The organism is Pseudomonas sp. GM49, from assembly GCF_000282355.1.
Lineage (GTDB): Bacteria > Pseudomonadota > Gammaproteobacteria > Pseudomonadales > Pseudomonadaceae > Aquipseudomonas.
Genome location: NZ_AKJL01000015.1, coordinates 17,280 through 38,228, shown reverse-complemented (window position 1 = coordinate 38,228; position 20,949 = coordinate 17,280). Strand labels below are relative to the sequence as shown.

Sequence of the window (20,949 nt, the reverse complement as noted above, 5' to 3'; positions counted from 1 at the left end):
TTTGCAGTGATCTCATGCCGAAGCCGGCAACGTCTGAAAACTGAAATACTGCTTCAGCGCCCCCACCAACTGCTGATATTCCGGAGGAGCCCGTTGCAGGCTGAAGCCGGCGTCATAGTGGTGAGGGGTTGCGTCTTCATGACACCACAGGCAACAGGCCTGCAGGTCGATGATCCGCTGGCCACCTTCGCTGGCGGGAATTTTCAGGCGCAGGTTGAAGTCCGCGCCGATCATCATCGGCAGCTGGCTGATCAGCATCAGCCCGTCTTCGGAGACATTGCCCAGATAGCCTATGGGTTTGCCGGTGATGCTGTTGAACACTTTCAGGAAGGACGGCAGTTGATGCCGCTCGATTCGGCGGTCGGTAAACATGTGCAATTTCGCTATGCAAGGCTCTTAAGCAGAGCCGCACTACTGCTTCGGAACGGGTACGCATCAAGTCTTTGCCCGCTCTCCCCGCTCCCGGTGCGCCAGTCCTGACAGCGCTGAGTCCTGCTTGTGCCGGTCACAGGTGTTGCCCCGGTTCAGAGGCAAGGCTCTAAAACCGGTTCTCTGGACTATAGCTCACCACCGCCGGTGATCCAGCGATCAGAAGGTTACTGCCATCAGAACTGCGTCGGTTTAACGGCCGCTGCACTGCGCGTCGGATAGTGGCCCAGGCTCTGCAGGGTTTCAATGCGGGCATGGGCGCGGTAGGCATACTCGCTCTGTGGATAGGACGCCATGATGAACTGATAGGTCTTGGCCGCGTCGATAAACATCTTCTGTCGCTCCAGGCACAGGCCACGCATCATCGACACTTCCGGCCACACGTAAGGCCGCGCGCGGCTGTCGCGTTCGACCTTGGACAGTTCAAGCATCACCTGCTCGCAATTGCCCCGGTCATAGGCGCTGTAGGCATTGTTCAAATGATGGTTCATCGACCAACGGGTGCAGCCCGTGACGCTGAGGGCGCTGACGGCTAGGGCGGCAATGAGCACGAATCGCATGGGGGGATCTCCTGTCTTGAACCCTGTATCGACCCGTGGTCGGAAATCTTCAGGCTGCGGATGCAAAGTTGTGGAGTTCAATAAAGAAAGCGATAAGTAGTGCATTCGAACAATGACTACAACTTCGGAGCATAGTAGCCTCACTCAGCGCTTGAACTCAGGAGTCTTTGCATGTCCGTCCGTCGTACCAAAATCGTCGCCACCCTTGGCCCGGCCAGTAACTCGCCGGAAGTTCTCGAACAGCTGATTCTGGCTGGCCTGGACGTCGCCCGCCTGAACTTCTCCCACGGCACCCCCGACGAGCACAAGGCTCGCGCGAAGCTGGTGCGTGACCTTGCCGCCAAGCACGGCCGCTTCGTCGCCCTGCTGGGTGACCTGCAAGGCCCGAAAATCCGTATCGCCAAATTCACCAACAAGAAGATCGAGCTGAAGATCGGTGATCAATTCACCTTCTCCACCAGCCATCCTCTGACCGAAGGCAACCAGCAAGTGGTCGGCATCGACTACCCGGACCTGGTCAAGGACTGCGGCGTGGGCGACGAGCTGCTGCTCGACGACGGTCGCGTGGTGATGCGCGTCGATACCGCCACCGCCACCGAATTGAACTGCACCGTGACCATCGGCGGCCCGCTGTCCGACCATAAAGGCATCAACCGTCGCGGTGGCGGCCTGACTGCTCCGGCCCTGACTGAAAAAGACAAGGCTGACATCAAGCTCGCTGCGGAAATGGAAGTCGACTACCTCGCGGTATCCTTCCCGCGTGACGCCGCCGACATGGAATACGCCCGTCAACTGCGCGACGAAGCCGGCGGCACTGCCTGGCTGGTGGCGAAGATCGAACGCGCCGAAGCCGTGGCCGATGACGAAACCCTCGACGGCCTGATCAAGGCGTCCGACGCTGTGATGGTTGCCCGTGGTGACCTGGGTGTGGAAATCGGCGACGCCGAACTGGTGGGCATCCAGAAGAAGATCATTCTGCACGCACGCCGCCACAACAAGGCGGTGATCGTCGCGACCCAGATGATGGAGTCGATGATCCAGAACCCGATGCCAACCCGCGCCGAAGTGTCCGACGTAGCCAACGCAGTGCTCGACTACACCGACGCCGTGATGCTCTCGGCCGAAAGTGCTGCCGGCCTGTACCCGCTGGAAGCCGTTCAGGCCATGGCGCGTATCTGCATCGGTGCCGAAAAGCACCCGACCAGCAAGACCTCCAGCCACCGCATCGGCAAAGAGTTCGAGCGCTGCGACGAAAGCATCGCACTGGCAACCATGTACACCGCCAACCACTTCCCGGGCGTGAAGGCGATCATCGCCCTGACCGAAAGTGGCTACACCCCGCTGATCATGTCGCGTATCCGTTCCTCGGTGCCGATCTACGCGTTCACCCCACACCGCGAAGCCCAGGCTCGCGCGGCGATGTTCCGTGGCGTGTACACCATCCCGTTCGATCCGGCCTCGCTGGCGCCGAACGAAGTCAGCCAGAAGGCGATCGACGAACTGGTCAAGCGCGGCGTGGTCGAGAAAGGCGACTGGGTCATCCTGACCAAGGGCGACAGCTACCACACCACCGGCGGCACCAACGGCATGAAGATCCTGCACGTTGGCGATCCGATGGTCTGAGTGACCGCTCGCTGAAAAACAAAAGCCCTGCCATGTGAATGGCGGGGCTTTTTGCTTTCTGATCCATTTTTTGTGTTGCCTGATCCGGCCCCTTCGCGAGCAAGCTCGCTCCCACAGTTTTTGCGGTGAATCCCAATCCCTGTGGGAGCGAGCTTGCTCGCGATGGGGCCAGCCCAGTCAGCGAAAGATTCAATGCCGCTTGATAAACCCGGTCAACTCCGCCAACGCCTCCGGCGAACGCAGCCGCTGGGTGAACAACGCCCCCTCCTCTTCTATTACCTTGCGCAGCAGCTCCCGGTCCGGCGCTCTCATCAGTTGCTTGCTGATGCGCACCGCTTCCGGCGGCAGCGACTCAAAACGCAAGGCCATCTCCCGCCCCTTGGCCAGGGCCTCTTCGCCACTGCCCAGGGCTTCATTGGCAATGCCCCACGCAGCCGCCTGTTCACCGCTGAAGCCCTCGCCCAGCAGCAACAACTCCGCCGCTTTAGCCTGCCCGAGCAGACGCGGCAGGATCAGGCTGGAACCGAACTCTGGACACAAACCAAGGTTGACGAACGGCATGCGCAACCGCGCATCACGGCTGACATAGACCAGATCGCAATGCAGCAGCATCGTCGTGCCAATGCCCACCGCTGCGCCGGCCACGGCGGCGATCACCGGTTTGCGACATTCGAGCAGGCCCCGCATGAACTGGAACACCGGGCTGTCGAGACCGCTCGGCGGTTGCTGGATGAAATCGGCGATATCGTTGCCGGCGGTGAAGCACTCGGCGGAACCGGTGATCAGCACGGCGTTGATCCCGGGGTCGCCGTCGGCCTGTTTCAACGCCTCGGCCAAGCGGCTGTACATGGCGCGGGTCAGGGCATTTTTCTTGTCCGGGCGATTCAGGCGCAGGGTCAACAGGCCGCGTTCGCGTTCAACTTGGATGGCATCGGTCATGGCAGGTCTCGCGTCTGAAAAGTCAGCGCTCAACCACGGGGCAGGAACACATCGGCCAGCAGTTGATTGCGCGGCAATCCCATCAGGTACAGGCGCCGGGCGAAGGCGTCGACACTGTCAGGGGCTCCGCAGAGTAAGGCCAGGGTTTGCCGGGAAACAAGCCGCAGTTGCGCCAAATCCGCTGGCAACCCGGCCGGGGTCCACAGCTCGACACTCAGGTTCGGACGGCTGGCGGCCATGGCCTGCAGTGGTTTGGCCAGGTAGTGTTCATCGGCATCATGGGCCAGGTGAATGACGCGAATGGCGCCCTGGTGATCCTGACGCAGCGCTTCGCGCAGCACACCAAACAATGGCCCCAGCCCGGTACCGGCCGCCATCAACCACAACGGCCGGGCGTGCCAGTCCGGATCGTAATGCAAGGCACCGCCGCGCAGTTCACCGAGACGGATCGGATCGCCGATGCGCAATTGCCTGGCCGCATCGCTGAACTCCCCGGGCTTGCGGCAATCGAGATGGAACTCCAGAAAACGGTCTTCCTGCGGCAGGCTGGCGAGGGAATACGGCCGCGCCACGTTGCCCGCCCACAACACCAGGTGCTGGCCGGCGCTATAGCGCAATGAGCGCTGCGGGATCACCCGCAAGCGCAGCACCGTGGTGCTCAGCCAATCGACGGCAGCCACCTCGGCCGGTCGGCCATCGGTTTGCGGGTCGAAGGCGTGCACCTGCAAGTCCTCGACCACCTGGCACTGGCACGCCAGACGCCAGCCCTGTTCACGCTGCTGTGCGCTCAGGGCATCGGGGCGGCTGTCGCTCGGCAGGCCCCGCACACATTGCACCAGGCACGCATGGCAACTGCCGGCGCGGCAACTGTATGGCACCGCAACGCCGTTCTGATTCAACGCGTCGAGCAGATTGCTGCCCGTCGCCACCGACCAGTGCCGCTCGCCAACCCGCAGCTCAGGCATCGATGTTCTCCCACGCCGCCGCGCATCGGTTGCGACCGTCACGCTTGGCGCGATAGAGCGCCTGATCGGCCTGCTGCAGGGCGTCATCGAGGTCGTCGCCCAGCTCCAGCAGGGTCATGCCGGCGGACAGGCTGAGGTTGCGCACATTCAGACCGATCAACTCGACATCGGTGAACGCGATGCGCAGCCGCTCGCAGCACGAAGTCAAACTGTCGGCATCGCAATCGGGCAGCAGCACCACGAACTCTTCGCCGCCGTAGCGGGCCAGAACATCACCGTCGCGCAGGCACGCGGTGGCAACGCCGGCAAAGGCTTGCAGGACCTGATCACCTGCGGCATGACCGTGCAGGTCGTTGATGCGCTTGAAATGGTCGAGGTCGATCAGCGCCAGGCCATGCACGACACCAGCCTCCATGGCCTTCAGCTCGCGGGAAGCCAGGCGCAGAAAATGCCGGCGATTGAACAGGCCTGTGAGCTCGTCGGTGGCCACCAGGCCTTCAAGCTGGCGCATCATTCCCCGCAGAGTGTCCTGGTGCGCCTGCAACGCAAAACGCCGCTGGCGCATACGCTTTCGCGAGGCCTGGACATGGCGGGCATACAGCACCAGCCACACCAGCACGATGAACAGCACGCAGACCTGCAACACCGCCATGGCCGGGTCGGGCAGCTGGAAGTGGTAGCCCTCCCACAGCGTGATCGCACTGAAACTGAGAAACACCAGCAACGCGCAACGCACAAAGGATCGGCGCGACAGATGGAACAGGCCAAACAGCAGGATCAGGACGTAAAACACCAGAAACGCACCCCGGGCTTCGTCCAGATGGGCGATCAGCCAGGTTTGCCAGCCCAGCCCCAGCAACACTTGTGCCTCGGTCAGGCTGGGGTCGGCGAAACGCAGGTTGCAGCCGCTGTAAAACACCGCGAACAGGGTGGCCTGGCTGATCACCACCAGCGCACTGCCGATGGCGACACTGGAAAGCGGCGCGTCGTAGTGACCAGTAAAAAATGCCAGCCAAAGCAAGAGCAAGGCCAGGGCATAGGTGCCGGCCGCAAGGGCGAAACGTTTGAGCAACAGGCGCTGGATGGCGTTTTGGGTCAATCGTTGACTCACCAAATGAAAGGAGACTGACAGAGCGTCCTACTCTACAGACCGTATGTCACTTTAGTGGCGTGGCCGATAAATGACCATTCAATTTTCGGGGGTGGATAGTAAGAGCATCGCAGGACTCTGTGGCGAGGGGGCTCGCCCCCGCTGGACTGCGAAGCAGTCCCGAAAACAGACAGGTCGATGTGTCAGGCGGATTGTTTTCACCGGTTTTGCGGCTGCTTCGCAACCGAACGGGGGCAAGCCCCCTCGCCACAAAAGCCACGCACTACTCTTGCAGCTTCAGTCTTGCCGCTTGCATCTGCGCCTATGCGACCAACGATTGACTACCGGCGCGTGTGCCCTTGGGCGATGCGCGCTATACTGCCGCGCCTTTTTAGCGTCGCGCCAGCATGCCCGGCGTGCCTTGAAAGGTGCTTGCAACCGACCGATGCACCCAAGCTGCAAGCACCTTATTGAATGTTCCCGTCTTTTAGAGGAGCGCGACTCATGACCGTGATCAAGCAAGACGACCTGATTCAGAGCGTTGCCGACGCCCTGCAATTCATTTCCTACTACCACCCCGTGGATTTCATCCAGGCGATGCACGAGGCCTACCTGCGCGAAGAATCGCCAGCGGCCCGTGACTCCATGGCGCAAATCCTGATCAACTCGCGCATGTGCGCCACCGGCCACCGTCCGATCTGCCAGGACACCGGCATCGTCACCGTGTTTGTCCGCGTGGGCATGGACGTGCGCTGGGATGGCGCCACCATGGGCCTGGACGACATGATCAACGAGGGCGTACGTCGCGCCTACAACCTGCCGGAAAACGTCCTGCGTGCTTCGATCCTCGCCGACCCGGCGGGCGCTCGCAAGAACACCAAGGACAACACCCCGGCTGTGATCCACTACTCCATCGTTCCGGGTAACACCGTGGAAGTGGACGTGGCAGCCAAGGGCGGCGGCTCCGAGAACAAGTCGAAGATGGCCATGCTCAACCCGTCCGACTCGATCGTCGACTGGGTGCTGAAAACCGTCCCGGAAATGGGCGCCGGCTGGTGCCCACCGGGCATGCTCGGCATCGGCATCGGCGGCACCGCCGAGAAAGCCGCTGTCATGGCCAAGGAAGTGTTGATGGAATCCATCGACATTCATGAGCTCAAAGCGCGTGGTCCGCAGAACCGCATTGAAGAAATGCGCCTGGAGCTGTTCGAGAAGGTCAACCAGCTGGGCATCGGCGCCCAGGGCCTCGGTGGCCTGACCACCGTGCTCGACGTGAAGATCATGGACTACCCGACCCACGCCGCCTCCCTGCCGGTGTGCATGATCCCGAACTGCGCCGCCACCCGTCACGCGCACTTCGTGCTCGACGGTTCCGGTCCGGCCTCGCTGGAAGCGCCACCGCTGGACGCCTACCCGGAAATCGTCTGGGAAGCCGGCCCGTCGGCCCGTCGCGTCAACCTCGACACCCTGACCCCGGAAGACGTGCAGAGCTGGAAGCCGGGCGAAACCGTGCTGCTCAACGGCAAGATGCTCACCGGTCGTGACGCCGCGCACAAGCGCATGGTCGAGATGCTGAACAAGGGCGAAACCCTGCCGGTGGACCTCAAGGGTCGCTTCATCTACTACGTCGGCCCGGTCGATCCGGTCGGTGACGAAGTGGTTGGCCCGGCAGGTCCTACCACCGCGACGCGGATGGACAAGTTCACCCGTCAGATCCTCGAGCAGACTGGCCTGCTGGGCATGATCGGCAAGTCCGAGCGCGGCCCGACCGCGATCGAAGCGATCAAGGACAGCAAGGCCGTGTACCTGATGGCCGTCGGCGGCGCCGCTTACCTGGTCGCCCAGGCGATCAAGAAGTCCAAGGTGCTGGCGTTCGCCGAACTGGGCATGGAAGCGATCTACGAGTTCGAGGTCAAGGACATGCCGGTGACCGTTGCGGTCGACAGCAAAGGCGAGTCCGTACACATCACCGGTCCTGCCATCTGGCAGAAAAAGATCAGTGAAAGCCTGGCGGTGGAAGTGCAATAAGCACTAAACCGCTTATTAAAAAAGAGCCGCGCTGTTTGTACGACAGCGCGGTTTTTTTGTACCTGCTGGTCAACACCCCCCGGGGACTGACCTACCATCACTTGTAGTGAGTGGTTTTACGCGCACGCAGCCCCTGTCATTCCTCGCCAAAAGGCCTAGTTTTGAATGTCCGTGACCTACCTGCCGCTGGAAGCCTGGAATAAACACTGGACACTCGACGGCTCGCTGGTGCGCTGCCGGCTGTGTGGGAGCGTTCAGGACCTCACGGACGCCGGCGCTTTTCGGCATGCACTCGGCTGTAAAGCCTGGGGACTGCAAGCTCAATACCCCAGCGGGGAACTAGCTGCGCTGCTGCAGCAGAAAATCCAAGCGGGGTTGTTTTGATGAGCGCCATGTTCGAGGGCGGCGCCGTGCGTGAGGTGCTGGTCATTCGAAGCGTTTCACAGTGAAACGCTTGGGAATGTTCTCGGGGTAACGCCGCACAAGGCGACTCATCAGCGGCCATTTACTCGTCGAGTTTCCCCCTGAACATGGGAAACGTTTCTCCGTGAAACACTCATGCGTTTTCACCAGTTCGCCCTCTACCGAACCCGTGGAGCCCATCAGTATCCCGGCGACAGCCCGTCTGAACAGACCGGGTTAGCCAACAGAATGGATGAAGCACACTTGAACAATGATGATCTGAGTAACTCCGGGAGCTCGGTAGTTTCGTTGGGGAAACTGACAGATGAACTGGAACAGATGAGACGAAACATGAATCGTTGAAAGCTCAAGGTATCCACTCGGGCGCAGTGAGATGAGATCTGGCGCAAGATAGTCCGCATGCTATCTTGCGCCTCCTATCTTTTGTCCGATTTCCGTTCGATGCTCCCGACCTCCAGATCCCTGCGCCTGGCGCTCTACACCTTGTTGATCATCGCCGGCGCCGCCATCGCCGCCACCCTGGCCATGCGCCACACCGTGCGCCAGTCTATGGTCGAAGACGCCGCCCGCGCCAATCAGCAATTGGCGCTGTATGCCACGTCCCTGCATACCCTGATCGAACGCTACCGCGCCCTGCCCGCCGTGCTGGCGCTGGATCCGGAGCTGCGCCTGGCGCTCAAGGGGACGGTGAGTCCCGAGCAGCAGGATGCGTTGAACCGCAAACTGGAAAAGATCAACGGCGCCGCCAACTCCTCGACCCTGGAATTGCTCGATCGCACCGGCCTCGCCGTGGCGGCGAGCAACTGGCGTTTGCCCAGCAGTTATGTCGGCCACAACTACGGTTTCCGGCCCTATTTCAACCAGACCCGCACCCAGGGCACCGGGCGCTTCTACGCCGTGGGGGTGACCAGCGGAATTCCCGGTTACTTCCTCTCCAGTGCGGTCAGCGATGACGACGGCCAATTCCTCGGCGCCATGGTGGTGAAACTGGAGTTTCCCGAACTGGAACGCGAGTGGCGTCAGGGCAGCGACACGCTGCTGGTCAGCGATGCACGCGGGATCATCTTCATCGCCAACCAGCCGGGTTGGCGCTATCGCCTGCTCAAGCCGCTGAGCGACAGCGATCACACTGAACTCAAGGCCACCCGCCAGTACGACAAGCAGCCGCTGACGCCGCTGGAGTTTCAATCGTTGCGGCGTTTCGACGACAACAGCGACCTGGCCCGGGTCGATGGCCCGGACGGCAAGGCGGATTACCTGTGGGAATCCCTGCCGCTGAGCACCGAGGGCTGGACCCTGCACCTGCTGCGTCGCCCGCAGGTCGCCTTCGAAGACAGCCGCAACGCCGCGCTTGCCGCGGCCGGTTTGTGGCTGACCCTGGTGTTCCTGTTGCTGTTTCTCAACCAGCGCTGGCGTCTGGCCAAACTGCGTCAGCGCAGTCGCGAAGAACTCGAACGACTGGTAGAAGAACGCACCCGCGACCTGCGCACCGCCCAGGAAGGCCTGGTGCAATCGGCCAAACTCGCGGCGCTGGGGCAGATGTCCGCCGCCCTGGCCCATGAGATCAACCAGCCGCTCACCGCCCAGCGCATGCAGTTGGCGACCTTGCGCCTGCTGCTTGACCACGGCCGGGTCGACGACGCCTACAAGGCGCTCAAACCGGTGGATGAAATGCTCACGCGCATGGCCGCCCTCACCGGCCACCTGAAAACCTTCGCCCGCAAAAGCCCCAGCGGCTTGCGCGAACGCCTGGACCTGGCGGCGGTGGTCGACCAGTCGCTGCAACTGCTCGACACCCGGCTGCGCGACGAACAGGTCAGCACGGTGCTGCACCTGACCCGCCCTGCCTGGGTGCGTGGCGATGCGATTCGTCTGGAACAGGTGCTGATCAACCTGCTGCGCAACGCCCTCGATGCGATGCAGGATAAACCCTGCAAACGCCTGGAAATCCGCCTCGAGGCCGACGAACAATTGTGGCGCCTGAGCGTCATCGACAACGGTGGTGGCATTGCCGAGGAAAATCTGTCCAAAGTCTTCGATCCGTTCTTCACCACCAAACCGGTGGGCGAAGGACTGGGGATCGGGCTGGCCGTGTCCTTTGCCATCGTTCACGAATCCGGCGGGCGCCTGAGTGCCGGTAATCATGACAAAGGTGCCGTGTTTACCCTGACCTTGCCCATCGACCAAGAGGTGCATGAACCATGCTGAACTCAGTGATGGTGGTCGACGACGAAAGCAGCATCCGCAGTGCCGTCGAGCAATGGTTGAGCCTGTCGGGCTTCGAGGTGCAGCTGTTCAGCCGCGCCGACGAGTGCCTGGCGCAGTTGCCGAAGCATTTTGCCGGGGTGATTCTCAGCGATGTGCGCATGCCCGGCATGACCGGGCTGGAACTGCTGGCCGAGGTGCAACGACGGGATGCCGATTTGCCGGTGATCCTGCTGACCGGACACGGCGATGTACCTATGGCCGTCGAGGCCATGCGCGACGGGGCCTACGATTTCCTCGAAAAACCCTTCAGCCCGGAAACCCTGCTCGGCAGCCTGCGCCGCGCTCTCGACAAGCGCCGGCTGGTCCTGGAAAACCGCGCGCTGCACGAGCAGGCGGACAACCGCGCCAAACTGGATGCCACGCTGCTCGGCGTGTCCCGGGGCCTGCAAACCCTGCGTCGACAGGTGCTGGACCTGGCAGCCCTGCCGGTCAACGTGTTGATTCGCGGGGAAACCGGTAGCGGCAAGGAGCTGGTTGCGCGTTGCTTGCACGACTTCGGGCCGCGAGCCGACCAGCCCTTTGTCGCGCTCAATTGCGCAGCCATCCCCGAGCAACTGTTCGAGGCCGAGCTGTTCGGCCACGAAAGCGGCGCGTTCACCGGGGCGTCCGGCAAGCGCATTGGCAAACTGGAATACGCCGACGGCGGCACGCTGTTTCTCGATGAAATCGAAAGCATGCCCTTGGCCCAGCAGGTGAAATTGCTGCGGGTGTTGCAAGAGCAAAAACTTGAGCGACTGGGTTCGAACCAGAGCATCCGCGTGGATTTGCGCATCATCGCCGCGACCAAACCGGACCTGCTCGACGAGGCTCGGGCCGGGCGTTTTCGTGAGGACCTGGCCTATCGTCTGAACGTCGCCGAGTTGCGTTTGCCGCCGTTGCGCGACCGGCGCGAGGATATCCCGTTGCTCTACGAGTCGTTTGCCCGCCACGCTGCCGAACGCCTGGGCCGGACCTTGCCGCCGTTGAGCGGTCCGCAGTTGAGCCATCTATTGAGCCACGACTGGCCGGGCAATGTGCGCGAACTGGCGAACGTCGCCGAGCGTCAGGTATTGGGGCTCGGTGAGCCGGAGCCCTTGGGCATAGAGCCCGGCCAGTCACTGGCGGCGCAGCAGGAAGCGTTCGAAGCGCAATGCCTGCGCGCCGCGTTGACCCGGCACAAGGGCGATGTGAAAGCGGTGCTCGAAGAACTGCAACTGCCGCGCCGGACCTTCAATGAAAAGATGCAGCGGCATGGGTTGAGCCGGGAGATGTTCCTTCAGGAGAACTGAATTTTTTGCGGTGCCTGTTCTGGCCTCTTCGCGAGCAAGCTCGCTCCCACAGTGGGTCTGTGTACGCCGAACATTGTGGGAGCGAGCTTGCTCGCGATGAGGCCGGCAAAGGCAGTACAAACACACCGCCAGATGAGCAACTTTCCGCTCACCACCACCCGCAGATAAGCGGATTTCCGCTCAACAAAACACCCTACCCCCTCTAAACCGGCCCTCTCCCCCTTGGCACAGCTCCTGCTATAGCCCCTGCAGGCTGCGTTTAAACGCGCTCCACAAAAACAATTAAACGAAGGATCCTTCAATGGATAACTCCAACTCCCTGCCGCTTGGGTCGGCTGCCGTGCCGGCCAAAGAAAGAACCACGTCCAGCCGCATCAAATCGATCTTCAGCGGCTCCGTTGGCAACATGGTCGAGTGGTACGACTGGTACGTCTACGCCGCTTTCTCCCTGTACTTCGCCAAGACCTTCTTCCCCAAAGGCGACACCACCGCCCAACTGCTCAACACCGCCGCGATCTTCGCCGTGGGCTTCCTGATGCGTCCGATCGGCGGCTGGCTGATGGGGCTGTATGCCGACAAAGTCGGGCGCAAAAAGGCCCTGATGGCCTCGGTGTACCTGATGTGCTTCGGCTCGCTGCTGATCGCCCTGAGCCCAAGCTATGAAGTCATCGGCATCGGCGCGCCGATCCTGCTGGTGTTCGCGCGCTTGCTGCAAGGCTTGTCGGTCGGTGGCGAATACGGCACCTCGGCCACGTACCTCAGCGAGATGGCGACCAAGGAACGTCGCGGCTTCTACTCCAGCTTCCAGTACGTGACGTTGATCTCCGGCCAGCTCATCGCCCTGGCGGTGCTGATCGTGCTGCAACAATTGCTGACCACCGAAGAGCTCTACGCCTGGGGCTGGCGCATCCCGTTCGCCATTGGCGCGTTGTGTGCCGTGGTTGCGTTGTACCTGCGTCGCGGCATGGAAGAGACCGAGTCCTTCACCAAGAAAGAAAAAGCCAAGGAAAGCGCGATGCGCACCTTGATGCGTCACCCCAAGGAACTGATGACCGTGGTCGGCCTGACCATGGGCGGCACCCTGGCGTTCTACACCTACACCACCTACATGCAGAAATACCTGGTGAACACCGTCGGCATGAGCATTTCCGACTCCACCACCATTTCCGCCGCCACGCTGTTCCTGTTCATGTGCCTGCAACCGGTCATCGGCGGGCTGTCGGACAAAATCGGTCGCCGGCCGATCCTGATTGCCTTCGGCATTCTGGGTACGCTGTTCACCGTGCCGATCCTCACCACCCTGCACACCATCCAGACCTGGTGGGGCGCGTTCTTCCTGATCATGGCGGCGCTGATCATCGTCAGCGGCTACACCTCGATCAACGCAGTGGTGAAAGCCGAACTGTTCCCGACCGAAATCCGTGCCCTGGGCGTTGGCCTGCCGTACGCACTGACCGTATCGATCTTCGGCGGCACCGCTGAATACATCGCGCTGTGGTTCAAGAGCATCGGCATGGAGACGGGTTATTACTGGTACGTCACGGCATGTATTGCCGTGTCGTTGCTGGTGTACGTCACCATGAAAGACACCCGCAAGCATTCGCGGATTGTCACCGACTGATCGCCAACCGGCGCTCACTGCAACAGTGAGTGCCATGGCCCTTCGCGAGCGACCTCGCGAAGGGCACCATTCATCTCCCCCTCCAGCAAGATAATCATCGGTTAATTCACCGGCCGCACCCTGCAGCCGAGTGCATCCAAAACAACAGGACGCACGTATATCCGTTACAGGCCTCGAAAGAGTGTCTGAACGTACCCATTGCGAACGTACCTGGAGTACCCGTCATGAAAACCCGACTGATCCTTGCCCTGACCCTTTCCGTGCTGGCTGCCAATGCCTTTGCAGCTGACGGTTACGACAAAACCGGTTCGGCCTCCTACGGCGCCGGTACCAGCGCTGCCATCGAACACGCCCATTCGGGCACCTATGCCTCCGATGGCTTCGATAAAACCGGCAGCGCAGGCGCCATCGCCGCCGACGGCTTCGATAAAACCGGCAGCGCAGAAGCTATCGGCTGAATGTGGAGGGAAGTTCACAGCCCGGCTTCGGCCGGGCTTAGTCGTTTTTTGGGGTAATACAACTCTTCCGGCAGACCACAAACCTGTGGGAGTGGCGGTGCGACGATTCGACTTGCTCGCGAAGACGGTGGCCCATCCAATATCAATGTGACTGGCACACCGCTTTCGCGAGCAAGCCCGCTCCCACAGAGCGATCTCATCATTTCAAGTACTGAATCCGACTGGAAATCTGCGCCGCATGCTTGCACCATGAGCGTCTCCCGCAAGTTCCGGAACTCACCCCATGCCCGACGACATCCACTTCTACGAACCCACCAACGGCCACGGCCTGCCCCACGATCCGTTCAATGCCATCGTCGGCCCGCGTCCCATTGGCTGGATCTCTTCACAGGATGCCGGGGGCCGCTTGAACCTGGCGCCCTACAGTTTCTTCAATGCCTTCAACTACATTCCGCCGATCATTGGCTTTTCCAGCATCGGTCGCAAAGACAGCCTGAACAACATCGAACAGACGGGCGAGTTCGCCTGGAACCTGGCCACTCGGCCGTTGGCTGAACAGATGAACCAGAGCTGCGCCAATGTCGGACCGGATATCAATGAATTCGAATTGAGCGGACTGACCACCGTTGCTTCAAAAATTATCCAGGTGCCACGCGTTGCCGAAAGCCCGGTGTCCTTCGAGTGCAAGGTCACGCAGATCATTCAGTTGCAACGGGCGGACGGCAATGTGGTGCCGACATGGCTGATTCTCGGCGAGGTGGTCGCCGTGCATATCGCCAAATGGCTGTTGAAGGATGGGATATACGACACCGCCGCGGCAGAACCGATTCTGCGCGGCGGCGGGCCGGCGGATTATTTCCAGCTGGGGCCTGAGGCCTTGTTCAAGATGTACCGCCCGGGGCGGTGAAGTCATTACCAGAGCAGGTCGGTGTCTTCTTTGACGTCCTTGAGATGGAGCAGCTCTTTGGCGGCGGCCAGATCGGCATCATGGGCGGTTTTAAAGACCTGGCCTTCCAGCACTTTGTGAAAACGCGGGGCGCCGGAACCATCCAGCGCTTTGACAGCGATAGCGGCGTGGTAACCACCCTCGCCCGGTACTACAGCGGAAACAGCTTCGAAGTGATCAAAGGCTTTACGTGCCATGTCGCGAATCCTGGCTGGTTGAGAATGCTGTCATTAAACCCTCAACCGGCCAGTTTGTGTACCTCTGCCCCGGACTGACCGAGGGCCTGCGCCGCCGACACATCCTTGAAGGTGTGGAAATCCAGGCTGTTGACCACCAGATCCTGCACCAGCTCGGCAAAAACCTCCATCGCCGGCGTGCTGAAGTACGCGGTCATGGCCTGTTGATTGCTCCAGAAACCGGACACCAGCCACAGCTGCGGATCGCACTGCGAATGCTGCAAGGCAAAGCTCAGGCAGCCTGGCGCTGCGCGGGACGGTTCGATCAGGGCGCTGAGGCGTACACCGAGTTCCGCCGAACGACCGGCGCGCGCTCGAACGAAGGCCATATGACTGACGGGGATCTGCTTGGACATGTTCAACCCTCCCGGGGAGTCGCGTGGCAGCCGGGGGACGGGCTGCGACAGGATCCAAGGTTAAGGGCCGCGACGCCTGTCTCGTTAGTCGATTCCTGCCGGCGTGTTGCACAATCCTGCGAAACTGCATGGACAGCCTGTAACAAGCGGTAAAACCCTGTCACGGTTCTGTCATACGAGTTTCAAGCAAGTTTTTCAGGCACAAGGCTCTAGTGGTAACGCCACCGGTCGACCCCAGGCAGAATCAGGCAAGCATCCGGCAGGATGTGTCTACCGCTGCCACTTGCACAAACTTATGCTCTGCTCCATTCCCTCCATGCCTTGCCGAGGATGCCGCGCATGTCGACGCTCGATCACTTTCAAGCCCCGCTGGACACCGACATGGAAAAGCAGCGCGCGGAACTGGCGGCGATCATCCGCCGTAACACCGCCGAAGATGGCAGTTATGCCACGGCCATCGGTTCGCTGTTCATGTCGCGCCACAGCCAGTCCCATGAGTTCGCCCCGGGGCTGGCGCAACCGGCGCTGTGCATCATGGCCCAGGGGCGCAAGGAAGTTCGGCTGGCCGATGAATACTTCAATTACGACCCGTTGAACTACCTGGTGGTCTCGGTCTCGATGCCGCTGAGTGGACGGGTGGTGGATGTCTCGGCCGAGGAGCCGATCCTGGCCTTGCGCCTGGACATCGACCCGGCGGAAATCACCGCACTGATCGCCGACGCCGGCCCCCTCGGCGTGCCCACCCGGCCGACCGGGCGCGGGCTGTATGTCGAGCGACTCGACACCGCCATGCTCGACGCTGTGCTGCGCCTGGCACGCTTGCTGGACACGCCGAAAGACATCGCCATGCTGGCGCCGCTGATTCGCCGGGAGATCCTCTATCGATTGTTGCGCAGCAAGCAAGGGCATCGGCTGTACGAAATCGCCATCACCAACAGTCAGAGCCATCGCATCAGCCAGGCGATCAAATGGCTCAACGGCAATTTTGAACAGCCGTTGCGCATCGATGATTTGGCCAAAGAGGTGAACCTGAGCGTGTCGACGCTGCATCACCGCTTCAAGGCGATGACGGCGATGAGTCCGTTGCAGTATCAGAAGCAGTTGCGTCTGCAAGAAGCGCGGCGGTTGATGCTGGCCGAAGGGCTGGAAGCCTCGGCGGCGGGGTATCGCGTCGGGTATGAAAGTCCGTCGCAGTTCAGCCGTGAATACAGCCGGTTGTTCGGGGCGCCGCCGTTGCGGGATCTGGCTCGGTTGCGCTTGTCAGTCTGAGCTTGTTTCTTTGCAAGCAGTACCGGCCTCATCGCGAGCAAGCTCGCTCCCACAGGGTCCGGCGTACACCGTCCAATGTGGGAGCGAGCTTGCTCGCGATGAGGCCAGTACAAACAGCATCAAACCTGGATCAAGCCCCGAGTACCCGGCAAGCCTCCACCGGCAAGGTCACCGACACTGGATGCCCAACGCTCAGGCCAAAGCCCTGACACGGCGTGCTCAGTGCGGTAAACGACACTCCGGAACATTCGACCGTGGTCTCGATGGTCGCGCCGATATCGCGCACGAACGTCACCTTGCCCAGCAAGCGGTTGCCCGCGGTCGCCTGAGGTGCGGACAGTTGCAGGTCTTCCGGGCGAATCAGCATCTTCACCTTTTCCCCTGCCGCAATGCTCGTGCAGATTGGCACTTGCAGCGCATCGCCACCCGGCAGGCTGACCTTGCCGTTACCCAGCGCCGTGGCCGGGAAGATGTTGCCCGAGCCGATGAAGTCCGCGACGAACTCGTTGGCCGGGTGCCGGTAGATTTCAATCGGCGTGCCCACCTGCTGCACTTTGTGTTCACCCAGCACAACCACGATATCGGCCATGGTCATGGCCTCGCGCTGGTCGTGGGTCACCATGATGGTGGTGATGTTCAGGCGTTGTTGCAGTTGACGAATCTCCACCTGCATCGACTCACGCAGCTTGGCGTCCAGCGCCGATAGCGGTTCATCCAACAGAAGGATTTTCGGGTGATTGGCAATTGCCCGGGCAATCGCCACACGCTGGCGTTGCCCGCCGGACAGCTTGGCCACGGGACGATCAATCATTTGCTGCAACTGGATCAGCTCCAGCAACTCCACCACCCGCGCCTGCTGATCAGCCTTGCTGACCCCGCGCAACTTCAACGGATAGGCGATGTTCTCCCCCACGGTCATGTGCGGGAACAGCGCCAGGGACTGGAAGACCATGCCGAAGTTGCGCAGGTGCGCCGGGGTGTTGCCGATGTCCTCGCCGTCCAGGCGAATCTCGCCGCCGGTCAGGGTTTCAAGGCCCGCAATCATGCGCAGCAAGGTGGTTTTGCCGCAGCCCGAAGGGCCGAGGAAACACACCAGTTTGCCCTCGGGCAAATGCAGGTTCACATCCGTTACCGCGCAGGCCGAGCCGTAATGTTTCTCGACGTTTTCCAGAATCAGACCAGTCATGTGAATTACCTCAAGAAATCAGAACGAAACGCCACCTTCACCAACCAGCTTCTCCAGCGCCCAGATCAGGACGAAGTCGATCAGCACGATCAGCACGGCAAACGAAAATACGGTTGGGTCGAGCGAAGACACGGTGCGGCTGTACATCCAGATCGGCACGGTCATCACATCGATGGTGTAGAGGAAATAGGTCACGGTGAATTCGTTGAACGAGACGATGAACGCCAGCAGCATGCCCGCCAGGATCCCCGACTTCATCAACGGCACCACCACATCGACAATCGCCCGCAGCGGTGAGGCACCGAGCATTTGCGCGGCCTCTTCGACTTCGCTGCCGATGGAGAGCATTGCCGCCGTGCAGTTCTTCACCACGAACGGCAACGCCAGAATCACGTGGGCAATCACCAGCCGCGAGGTGGTCATCTGGAACGGCAGGCTGTCGAACACCAGCAGCAACGCCAGGCCCAGCACCACCATCGGAAACACCAGGGGCAGCGACATCAATTGCAGCGCCACGGCCTTGCCGCGGAACTCGCAACGGGTCAGCGCGTATGCCGCCGGCACTGCAATGATCGTGGCGAAAACCATGGTCAGGCACGACACCATCAGGCTGGTGGTCATGGCTTTGCCCAGGCTCAGCACATCGCTGGCGTCCGGCGACACAAAAGTGTGCCAGGCGGCTTTGTACCATTGCAGGCTGTAGCTGGTCGGCGGGAAGTCGAGGTTCGACGCGCCGCTGAACGACATGACGATCATGGTCAGGATCGGCAGTACCGCCAGCAGCAGGATGAAGCCCGAAAGGATGCCGGCAAACTTGCCGGTCTCGCCGGGCAACAGCCCATAACGCTTCTTGGTCAGGGTGCTCATTGGGAAGCCTCCAGCATGCGCCGACGACGGCCAGTGATGTATTCGGACAGGGTCATGATCGCGAGCGTGGTGACGATCAGCACCACACCGGCAGCGGACGCGGCGGGCCAGTTCATCAGCGGGGCGATCTGGTCATGCACCATCACCGCCAGCATCGGCACGCGCCGGCCACCGAGCAGCAAGGGCACCACGAAACTGCTGGCGTTGTAGGCGAACACCAGGGTCGCGCCGGTAATGATCCCCGGCAGACTCATCGGCAATACCACTTGGCGGAACACCTGGAAACGACTCGCGCCCAGGGTGGCGGCAGCTTCTTCGTAGCTGCGGGCGACGCCGCGCATGGCGCTGGCAATCGGCAGCACGGCCAGCGGGAAGGCGGTTTGCACCAGGCCCATCAACACGCCGTTCTGGTTGTACAACAGCATGATCGGGCGCTTGATCAGGCCCAGGCCCATCAGGGTCTGGTTGAGCATGCCACCGGGGCCGAGGATCACCAGCCAGCCGTAGCTTTGCAGCAGCAGGTTGACCAGCAGCGGCAGCAACACCGCCGCAAGGAAGATCCGTCGCACGAACGGCGAGGTCAGGCGCGACATGGTGTAGGCCACCGGGATCGCCAGAATCACTGCGATCACTGCGCTGATCAGCGCCAGGCGCAAGGTCAGCATCAGGGATTTGAGGTAATAGGGTTCCAGCAACTGGGCGTAACTGGCCAGGCTGAACCCGGACCATTCCGCGCCTTTGGTGCCCACGCTCATGCGCAGTACCAGCAGGCTGGCGGCAATCAGTACGCCAAGAAACAGCATCGACGGCGAGAGGAAAAACCAGGCGCGCGCCGTTGGCGAAACACCCCGAACGGCGCGCACGGGGGCGGCACTCAACGGATGAGTCAGAGGTTGGTGTTCCATAGCAAAGGGTCTCGTCAATGGAGGATCAATGGCACACGGAAGCGGGGTGTCACCCCCGGCCCCCTGTAGGAGCGAGCTTGCTCGCGAAGGACGTGACGGCGCCGCGCTCATTCAGGCAGCCCTCGTCATCGTTAACGTCCATCGCGAGCAAGCTCGCTCCTACAGATCAGGAAGAAAAGATTTCCGTGTAACGACGAATCCACTGGTCATGCACAGTCGCCAGGAAGGCGTTGTCGTGCATGATCGCCTTCTCGGCAATCTGCTCCGGCGTGAGGATGTACGGGCTCTTGCGCGCTTCGGCGGAGATGATCGCCTTGGCGTTGACCGGGCCGTTGTAGATGTCTTCAGCCATCTTGCCCTGTACCAGCGGGTCCAGAGAGTGGTTGATGAAGGCGTAGGCCATGTCGGTATCGCCCGGACGGTTCTTCGGCATCACAGACAGCATCAGGTCGGTGTAGAAGCCTTCCTTCATGCCGAACGTGGCACCCAGGCCGTAGTTCGGATCGCGGATCTGTTTCGGGAAGAAGGCCGGCGCGTACAGGCCGCCCATGTCCAGGGAACCGGTGCGGAACAGCTCGGCGATCTGGTTCGGGTTTTCACCCAGGGTCACCACACGATCTTTCAGCTCGGCGAGTTTCTTGAAGCCAGGCTCGATGTTGTGTTCGTCACCACCGGCCAGTTTGGCAGCGATGATGATCAGGTCCATGGCCTCGGTCCAGTTCGGCGGCGGCAGGAAGATGTTCGGGGCCAGCTCCGGGTCCCACAGGGCCGCATAGCTGTCCGGCGCTTGTTTCTGGGTGCGGGTGCTGTAGACCAGGCTGTTGCACCACAGCAGGTAACCGATGCCGTGGCCGTTGGCGCCGGTGCGGTATTTCTCTGGTACGTCGACGAGGTTGGGAATGCGGTTGAGGTCGGGTTTTTCCAGCAGGTTGGCGGCGGCCAGACCTTCGGCGCCGACGCCGGCCAGGGTGATGATGTCGTACTGCGGACGATCACCGCCGGCCTTGAGTTTGGCGACCATTTCCGAGGTACTGCCGGTGCGGTCAGCGATGACCTTGCAGCCGTACTTGTCTTCGAAAGTCGCGGCGATGTTGCGCAGTGCAGCCAGGCCGGTGTCGTCGGACCAGGTCAGCAAACGCAGGGTCTTGCCGGCAAAACGTGTATCGCTGGCATTGGCCTTGATGAACGGCATGCTCATGGCTGCCGCTGCAACCGAGGCTACGCCCACGGTCTTGATAAATTGACGTCTGTTCAGATCATGCTCGCCCATTACGGACTCCCTTTGTTTTTGTAGGTATGAGGCAGGTCGAAACTGTTGCATCCGCGCGACCGGACCAGCGTTAGCCCCTCTATTTTCGGGGGCTTGGCTGAACCAGCAAGTTCATCCTGAGGTCGTGTAAAACACCTGACTATCGATAAAAACTCATTGAAGCCATGACGCCAGCGCATGCCTACTTTCGGGGCATGCGGATGGGTTTTCTGTAGGAGCGAGCTTGCTCGCGATGGGTGCAC

General features: G+C 61.3%; 20 protein-coding genes. 9 read left to right on the top strand and 11 right to left on the bottom strand.

Features of this window, described 5'->3' with window-relative positions; genetic code table 11:
- Positions 1–12: 12 nt before the first annotated feature.
- Together PMI29_RS27720 and PMI29_RS27725 are read right to left on the bottom strand one after the other, a co-directional pair.
- The gene (locus PMI29_RS27720; protein WP_007993681.1) at positions 13–372 is read right to left on the bottom strand and encodes a PilZ domain-containing protein; all 360 of its coding nucleotides are present in this window, start codon (positions 370–372) and stop codon (positions 13–15) included.
- Positions 373–605: 233 nt separating this feature from the next.
- Positions 606–989 carry a tetratricopeptide repeat protein gene (locus PMI29_RS27725; protein WP_007993678.1) on the bottom strand — a complete coding sequence of 128 codons (384 nt, stop codon included), beginning with the start codon at positions 987–989 and terminating at the stop codon, positions 606–608.
- Between the two features lie 171 nt (positions 990–1,160).
- Here PMI29_RS27725 and pyk point away from each other — a divergent pair, with 171 nt between their 5' ends.
- Positions 1,161–2,612: a pyruvate kinase gene (gene pyk / locus PMI29_RS27730; RefSeq protein WP_007993677.1), complete on the top strand. Its 1,452-nt coding sequence runs from the start codon at positions 1,161–1,163 to the stop codon at positions 2,610–2,612.
- A 189-nt stretch (positions 2,613–2,801) separates the two neighbouring features.
- Here the strand turns inward: pyk and PMI29_RS27735 are convergent, their stop codons facing one another.
- Genes PMI29_RS27735 through PMI29_RS27745 form a run of 3 tightly spaced genes read right to left on the bottom strand, consistent with a single transcriptional unit; the run spans position 2,802 to position 5,615 of the window.
- Entirely contained in the window at positions 2,802–3,551 is a 750-nt protein-coding gene (locus PMI29_RS27735; RefSeq protein WP_007993675.1) for an enoyl-CoA hydratase-related protein, read from the bottom strand.
- A 29-nt stretch (positions 3,552–3,580) separates the two neighbouring features.
- Positions 3,581–4,516, bottom strand: coding sequence for an iron-sulfur-binding ferredoxin reductase (locus tag PMI29_RS27740; RefSeq protein ID WP_007993673.1), 936 nt, complete (start codon positions 4,514–4,516; stop codon positions 3,581–3,583).
- A complete protein-coding gene (locus tag PMI29_RS27745) occupies positions 4,509–5,615 on the bottom strand; it encodes a GGDEF domain-containing protein (RefSeq protein ID WP_007993672.1) in 1,107 nt (368 codons plus the stop codon). Before PMI29_RS27745 ends, PMI29_RS27740 begins: the two co-directional genes overlap by 8 nt.
- A 495-nt stretch (positions 5,616–6,110) precedes the next feature.
- Here PMI29_RS27745 and PMI29_RS27750 point away from each other — a divergent pair, with 495 nt between their 5' ends.
- The 7 genes from PMI29_RS27750 (at position 6,111) to PMI29_RS27780 (ending at position 14,579) form a co-directional block, all read left to right on the top strand.
- Complete coding sequence (locus PMI29_RS27750) at positions 6,111–7,634, top strand: fumarate hydratase (RefSeq protein WP_007993671.1); 1,524 nt, start codon at positions 6,111–6,113, stop codon at positions 7,632–7,634.
- Positions 7,635–7,799: 165 nt separating this feature from the next.
- Positions 7,800–8,018 carry a hypothetical protein gene (locus PMI29_RS27755; RefSeq protein ID WP_007993670.1) on the top strand — a complete coding sequence of 73 codons (219 nt, stop codon included), beginning with the start codon at positions 7,800–7,802 and terminating at the stop codon, positions 8,016–8,018.
- A gap of 480 nt (positions 8,019–8,498) precedes the next feature.
- Complete coding sequence (locus PMI29_RS27760) at positions 8,499–10,265, top strand: sensor histidine kinase (RefSeq protein ID WP_007993668.1); 1,767 nt, start codon at positions 8,499–8,501, stop codon at positions 10,263–10,265.
- The gene (locus PMI29_RS27765; RefSeq protein ID WP_007993665.1) at positions 10,259–11,593 is read left to right on the top strand and encodes a sigma-54-dependent transcriptional regulator; all 1,335 of its coding nucleotides are present in this window, start codon (positions 10,259–10,261) and stop codon (positions 11,591–11,593) included. Before PMI29_RS27760 ends, PMI29_RS27765 begins: the two co-directional genes overlap by 7 nt.
- A gap of 301 nt (positions 11,594–11,894) precedes the next feature.
- Positions 11,895–13,214, top strand: coding sequence for an MFS transporter (locus tag PMI29_RS27770; protein ID WP_007986116.1), 1,320 nt, complete (start codon positions 11,895–11,897; stop codon positions 13,212–13,214).
- 224 nt (positions 13,215–13,438) lie between these two features.
- Positions 13,439–13,672 (top strand): hypothetical protein, encoded by a 234-nt coding sequence (locus tag PMI29_RS27775; RefSeq protein WP_007993663.1) that lies wholly within the window; start codon positions 13,439–13,441, stop codon positions 13,670–13,672.
- Between the two features lie 283 nt (positions 13,673–13,955).
- Positions 13,956–14,579: a flavin reductase family protein gene (locus tag PMI29_RS27780; RefSeq protein WP_007993661.1), complete on the top strand. Its 624-nt coding sequence runs from the start codon at positions 13,956–13,958 to the stop codon at positions 14,577–14,579.
- 5 nt (positions 14,580–14,584) lie between these two features.
- Here PMI29_RS27780 and PMI29_RS27785 read toward each other — a convergent pair whose 3' ends face one another.
- Together PMI29_RS27785 and PMI29_RS27790 are read right to left on the bottom strand one after the other, a co-directional pair.
- Positions 14,585–14,815: a hypothetical protein gene (locus tag PMI29_RS27785; protein ID WP_007986112.1), complete on the bottom strand. Its 231-nt coding sequence runs from the start codon at positions 14,813–14,815 to the stop codon at positions 14,585–14,587.
- A 41-nt stretch (positions 14,816–14,856) separates the two neighbouring features.
- Positions 14,857–15,210 (bottom strand): putative quinol monooxygenase, encoded by a 354-nt coding sequence (locus PMI29_RS27790; RefSeq protein WP_007993660.1) that lies wholly within the window; start codon positions 15,208–15,210, stop codon positions 14,857–14,859.
- A gap of 339 nt (positions 15,211–15,549) precedes the next feature.
- Between PMI29_RS27790 and PMI29_RS27795 the strand changes: the two genes are divergently transcribed.
- Complete coding sequence (locus PMI29_RS27795; RefSeq protein ID WP_007993658.1) at positions 15,550–16,479, top strand: AraC family transcriptional regulator; 930 nt, start codon at positions 15,550–15,552, stop codon at positions 16,477–16,479.
- Between the two features lie 130 nt (positions 16,480–16,609).
- On the opposite strand, the gene PMI29_RS27800 is transcribed toward PMI29_RS27795, so the two are convergent.
- The 4 genes from PMI29_RS27800 to PMI29_RS27815 all read right to left on the bottom strand — a co-directional run bounded on the left by PMI29_RS27800 (position 16,610) and on the right by PMI29_RS27815 (position 20,707).
- Positions 16,610–17,665 (bottom strand): ABC transporter ATP-binding protein, encoded by a 1,056-nt coding sequence (locus PMI29_RS27800; RefSeq protein WP_007993656.1) that lies wholly within the window; start codon positions 17,663–17,665, stop codon positions 16,610–16,612.
- A gap of 18 nt (positions 17,666–17,683) precedes the next feature.
- A complete protein-coding gene (locus tag PMI29_RS27805) occupies positions 17,684–18,532 on the bottom strand; it encodes an ABC transporter permease (RefSeq protein WP_007993655.1) in 849 nt (282 codons plus the stop codon).
- Positions 18,529–19,437, bottom strand: a complete 909-nt coding sequence (locus tag PMI29_RS27810) for an ABC transporter permease (RefSeq protein ID WP_007993653.1) — start codon at positions 19,435–19,437, stop codon at positions 18,529–18,531. Before PMI29_RS27810 ends, PMI29_RS27805 begins: the two co-directional genes overlap by 4 nt.
- A gap of 166 nt (positions 19,438–19,603) precedes the next feature.
- Complete coding sequence (locus PMI29_RS27815; protein ID WP_007986100.1) at positions 19,604–20,707, bottom strand: ABC transporter substrate-binding protein; 1,104 nt, start codon at positions 20,705–20,707, stop codon at positions 19,604–19,606.
- Between the last annotated feature and the right edge of the window lie 242 nt (positions 20,708–20,949).

Bases quoted from the DNA above. Each gene is read 5' to 3' on its own strand.
- PMI29_RS27750 (WP_007993671.1), top strand. From the start codon at position 6,111: ATGACCGTGATCAAGCAAGACGACCTGATTCAGAGCGTTGCCGACGCC.
- PMI29_RS27760 (WP_007993668.1), top strand. From the start codon at position 8,499: ATGCTCCCGACCTCCAGATCCCTGCGCCTGGCGCTCTACACCTTGTTG.
- PMI29_RS27775 (WP_007993663.1), top strand. From the start codon at position 13,439: ATGAAAACCCGACTGATCCTTGCCCTGACCCTTTCCGTGCTGGCTGCC.
- PMI29_RS27765 (WP_007993665.1), top strand. From the start codon at position 10,259: ATGCTGAACTCAGTGATGGTGGTCGACGACGAAAGCAGCATCCGCAGT.
- PMI29_RS27795 (WP_007993658.1), top strand. From the start codon at position 15,550: ATGTCGACGCTCGATCACTTTCAAGCCCCGCTGGACACCGACATGGAA.
- PMI29_RS27740 (WP_007993673.1), bottom strand. From the start codon at position 4,516: ATGCCTGAGCTGCGGGTTGGCGAGCGGCACTGGTCGGTGGCGACGGGC.
- PMI29_RS27755 (WP_007993670.1), top strand. From the start codon at position 7,800: ATGTCCGTGACCTACCTGCCGCTGGAAGCCTGGAATAAACACTGGACA.
- PMI29_RS27815 (WP_007986100.1), bottom strand. From the start codon at position 20,707: ATGGGCGAGCATGATCTGAACAGACGTCAATTTATCAAGACCGTGGGC.
- PMI29_RS27785 (WP_007986112.1), bottom strand. From the start codon at position 14,815: ATGGCACGTAAAGCCTTTGATCACTTCGAAGCTGTTTCCGCTGTAGTA.
- PMI29_RS27790 (WP_007993660.1), bottom strand. From the start codon at position 15,210: ATGTCCAAGCAGATCCCCGTCAGTCATATGGCCTTCGTTCGAGCGCGC.
- PMI29_RS27780 (WP_007993661.1), top strand. From the start codon at position 13,956: ATGCCCGACGACATCCACTTCTACGAACCCACCAACGGCCACGGCCTG.
- PMI29_RS27725 (WP_007993678.1), bottom strand. From the start codon at position 989: ATGCGATTCGTGCTCATTGCCGCCCTAGCCGTCAGCGCCCTCAGCGTC.
- pyk (WP_007993677.1), top strand. From the start codon at position 1,161: ATGTCCGTCCGTCGTACCAAAATCGTCGCCACCCTTGGCCCGGCCAGT.
- PMI29_RS27770 (WP_007986116.1), top strand. From the start codon at position 11,895: ATGGATAACTCCAACTCCCTGCCGCTTGGGTCGGCTGCCGTGCCGGCC.
- PMI29_RS27735 (WP_007993675.1), bottom strand. From the start codon at position 3,551: ATGACCGATGCCATCCAAGTTGAACGCGAACGCGGCCTGTTGACCCTG.
- PMI29_RS27800 (WP_007993656.1), bottom strand. From the start codon at position 17,665: ATGACTGGTCTGATTCTGGAAAACGTCGAGAAACATTACGGCTCGGCC.
- PMI29_RS27720 (WP_007993681.1), bottom strand. From the start codon at position 372: ATGTTTACCGACCGCCGAATCGAGCGGCATCAACTGCCGTCCTTCCTG.
- PMI29_RS27810 (WP_007993653.1), bottom strand. From the start codon at position 19,437: ATGGAACACCAACCTCTGACTCATCCGTTGAGTGCCGCCCCCGTGCGC.
- PMI29_RS27805 (WP_007993655.1), bottom strand. From the start codon at position 18,532: ATGAGCACCCTGACCAAGAAGCGTTATGGGCTGTTGCCCGGCGAGACC.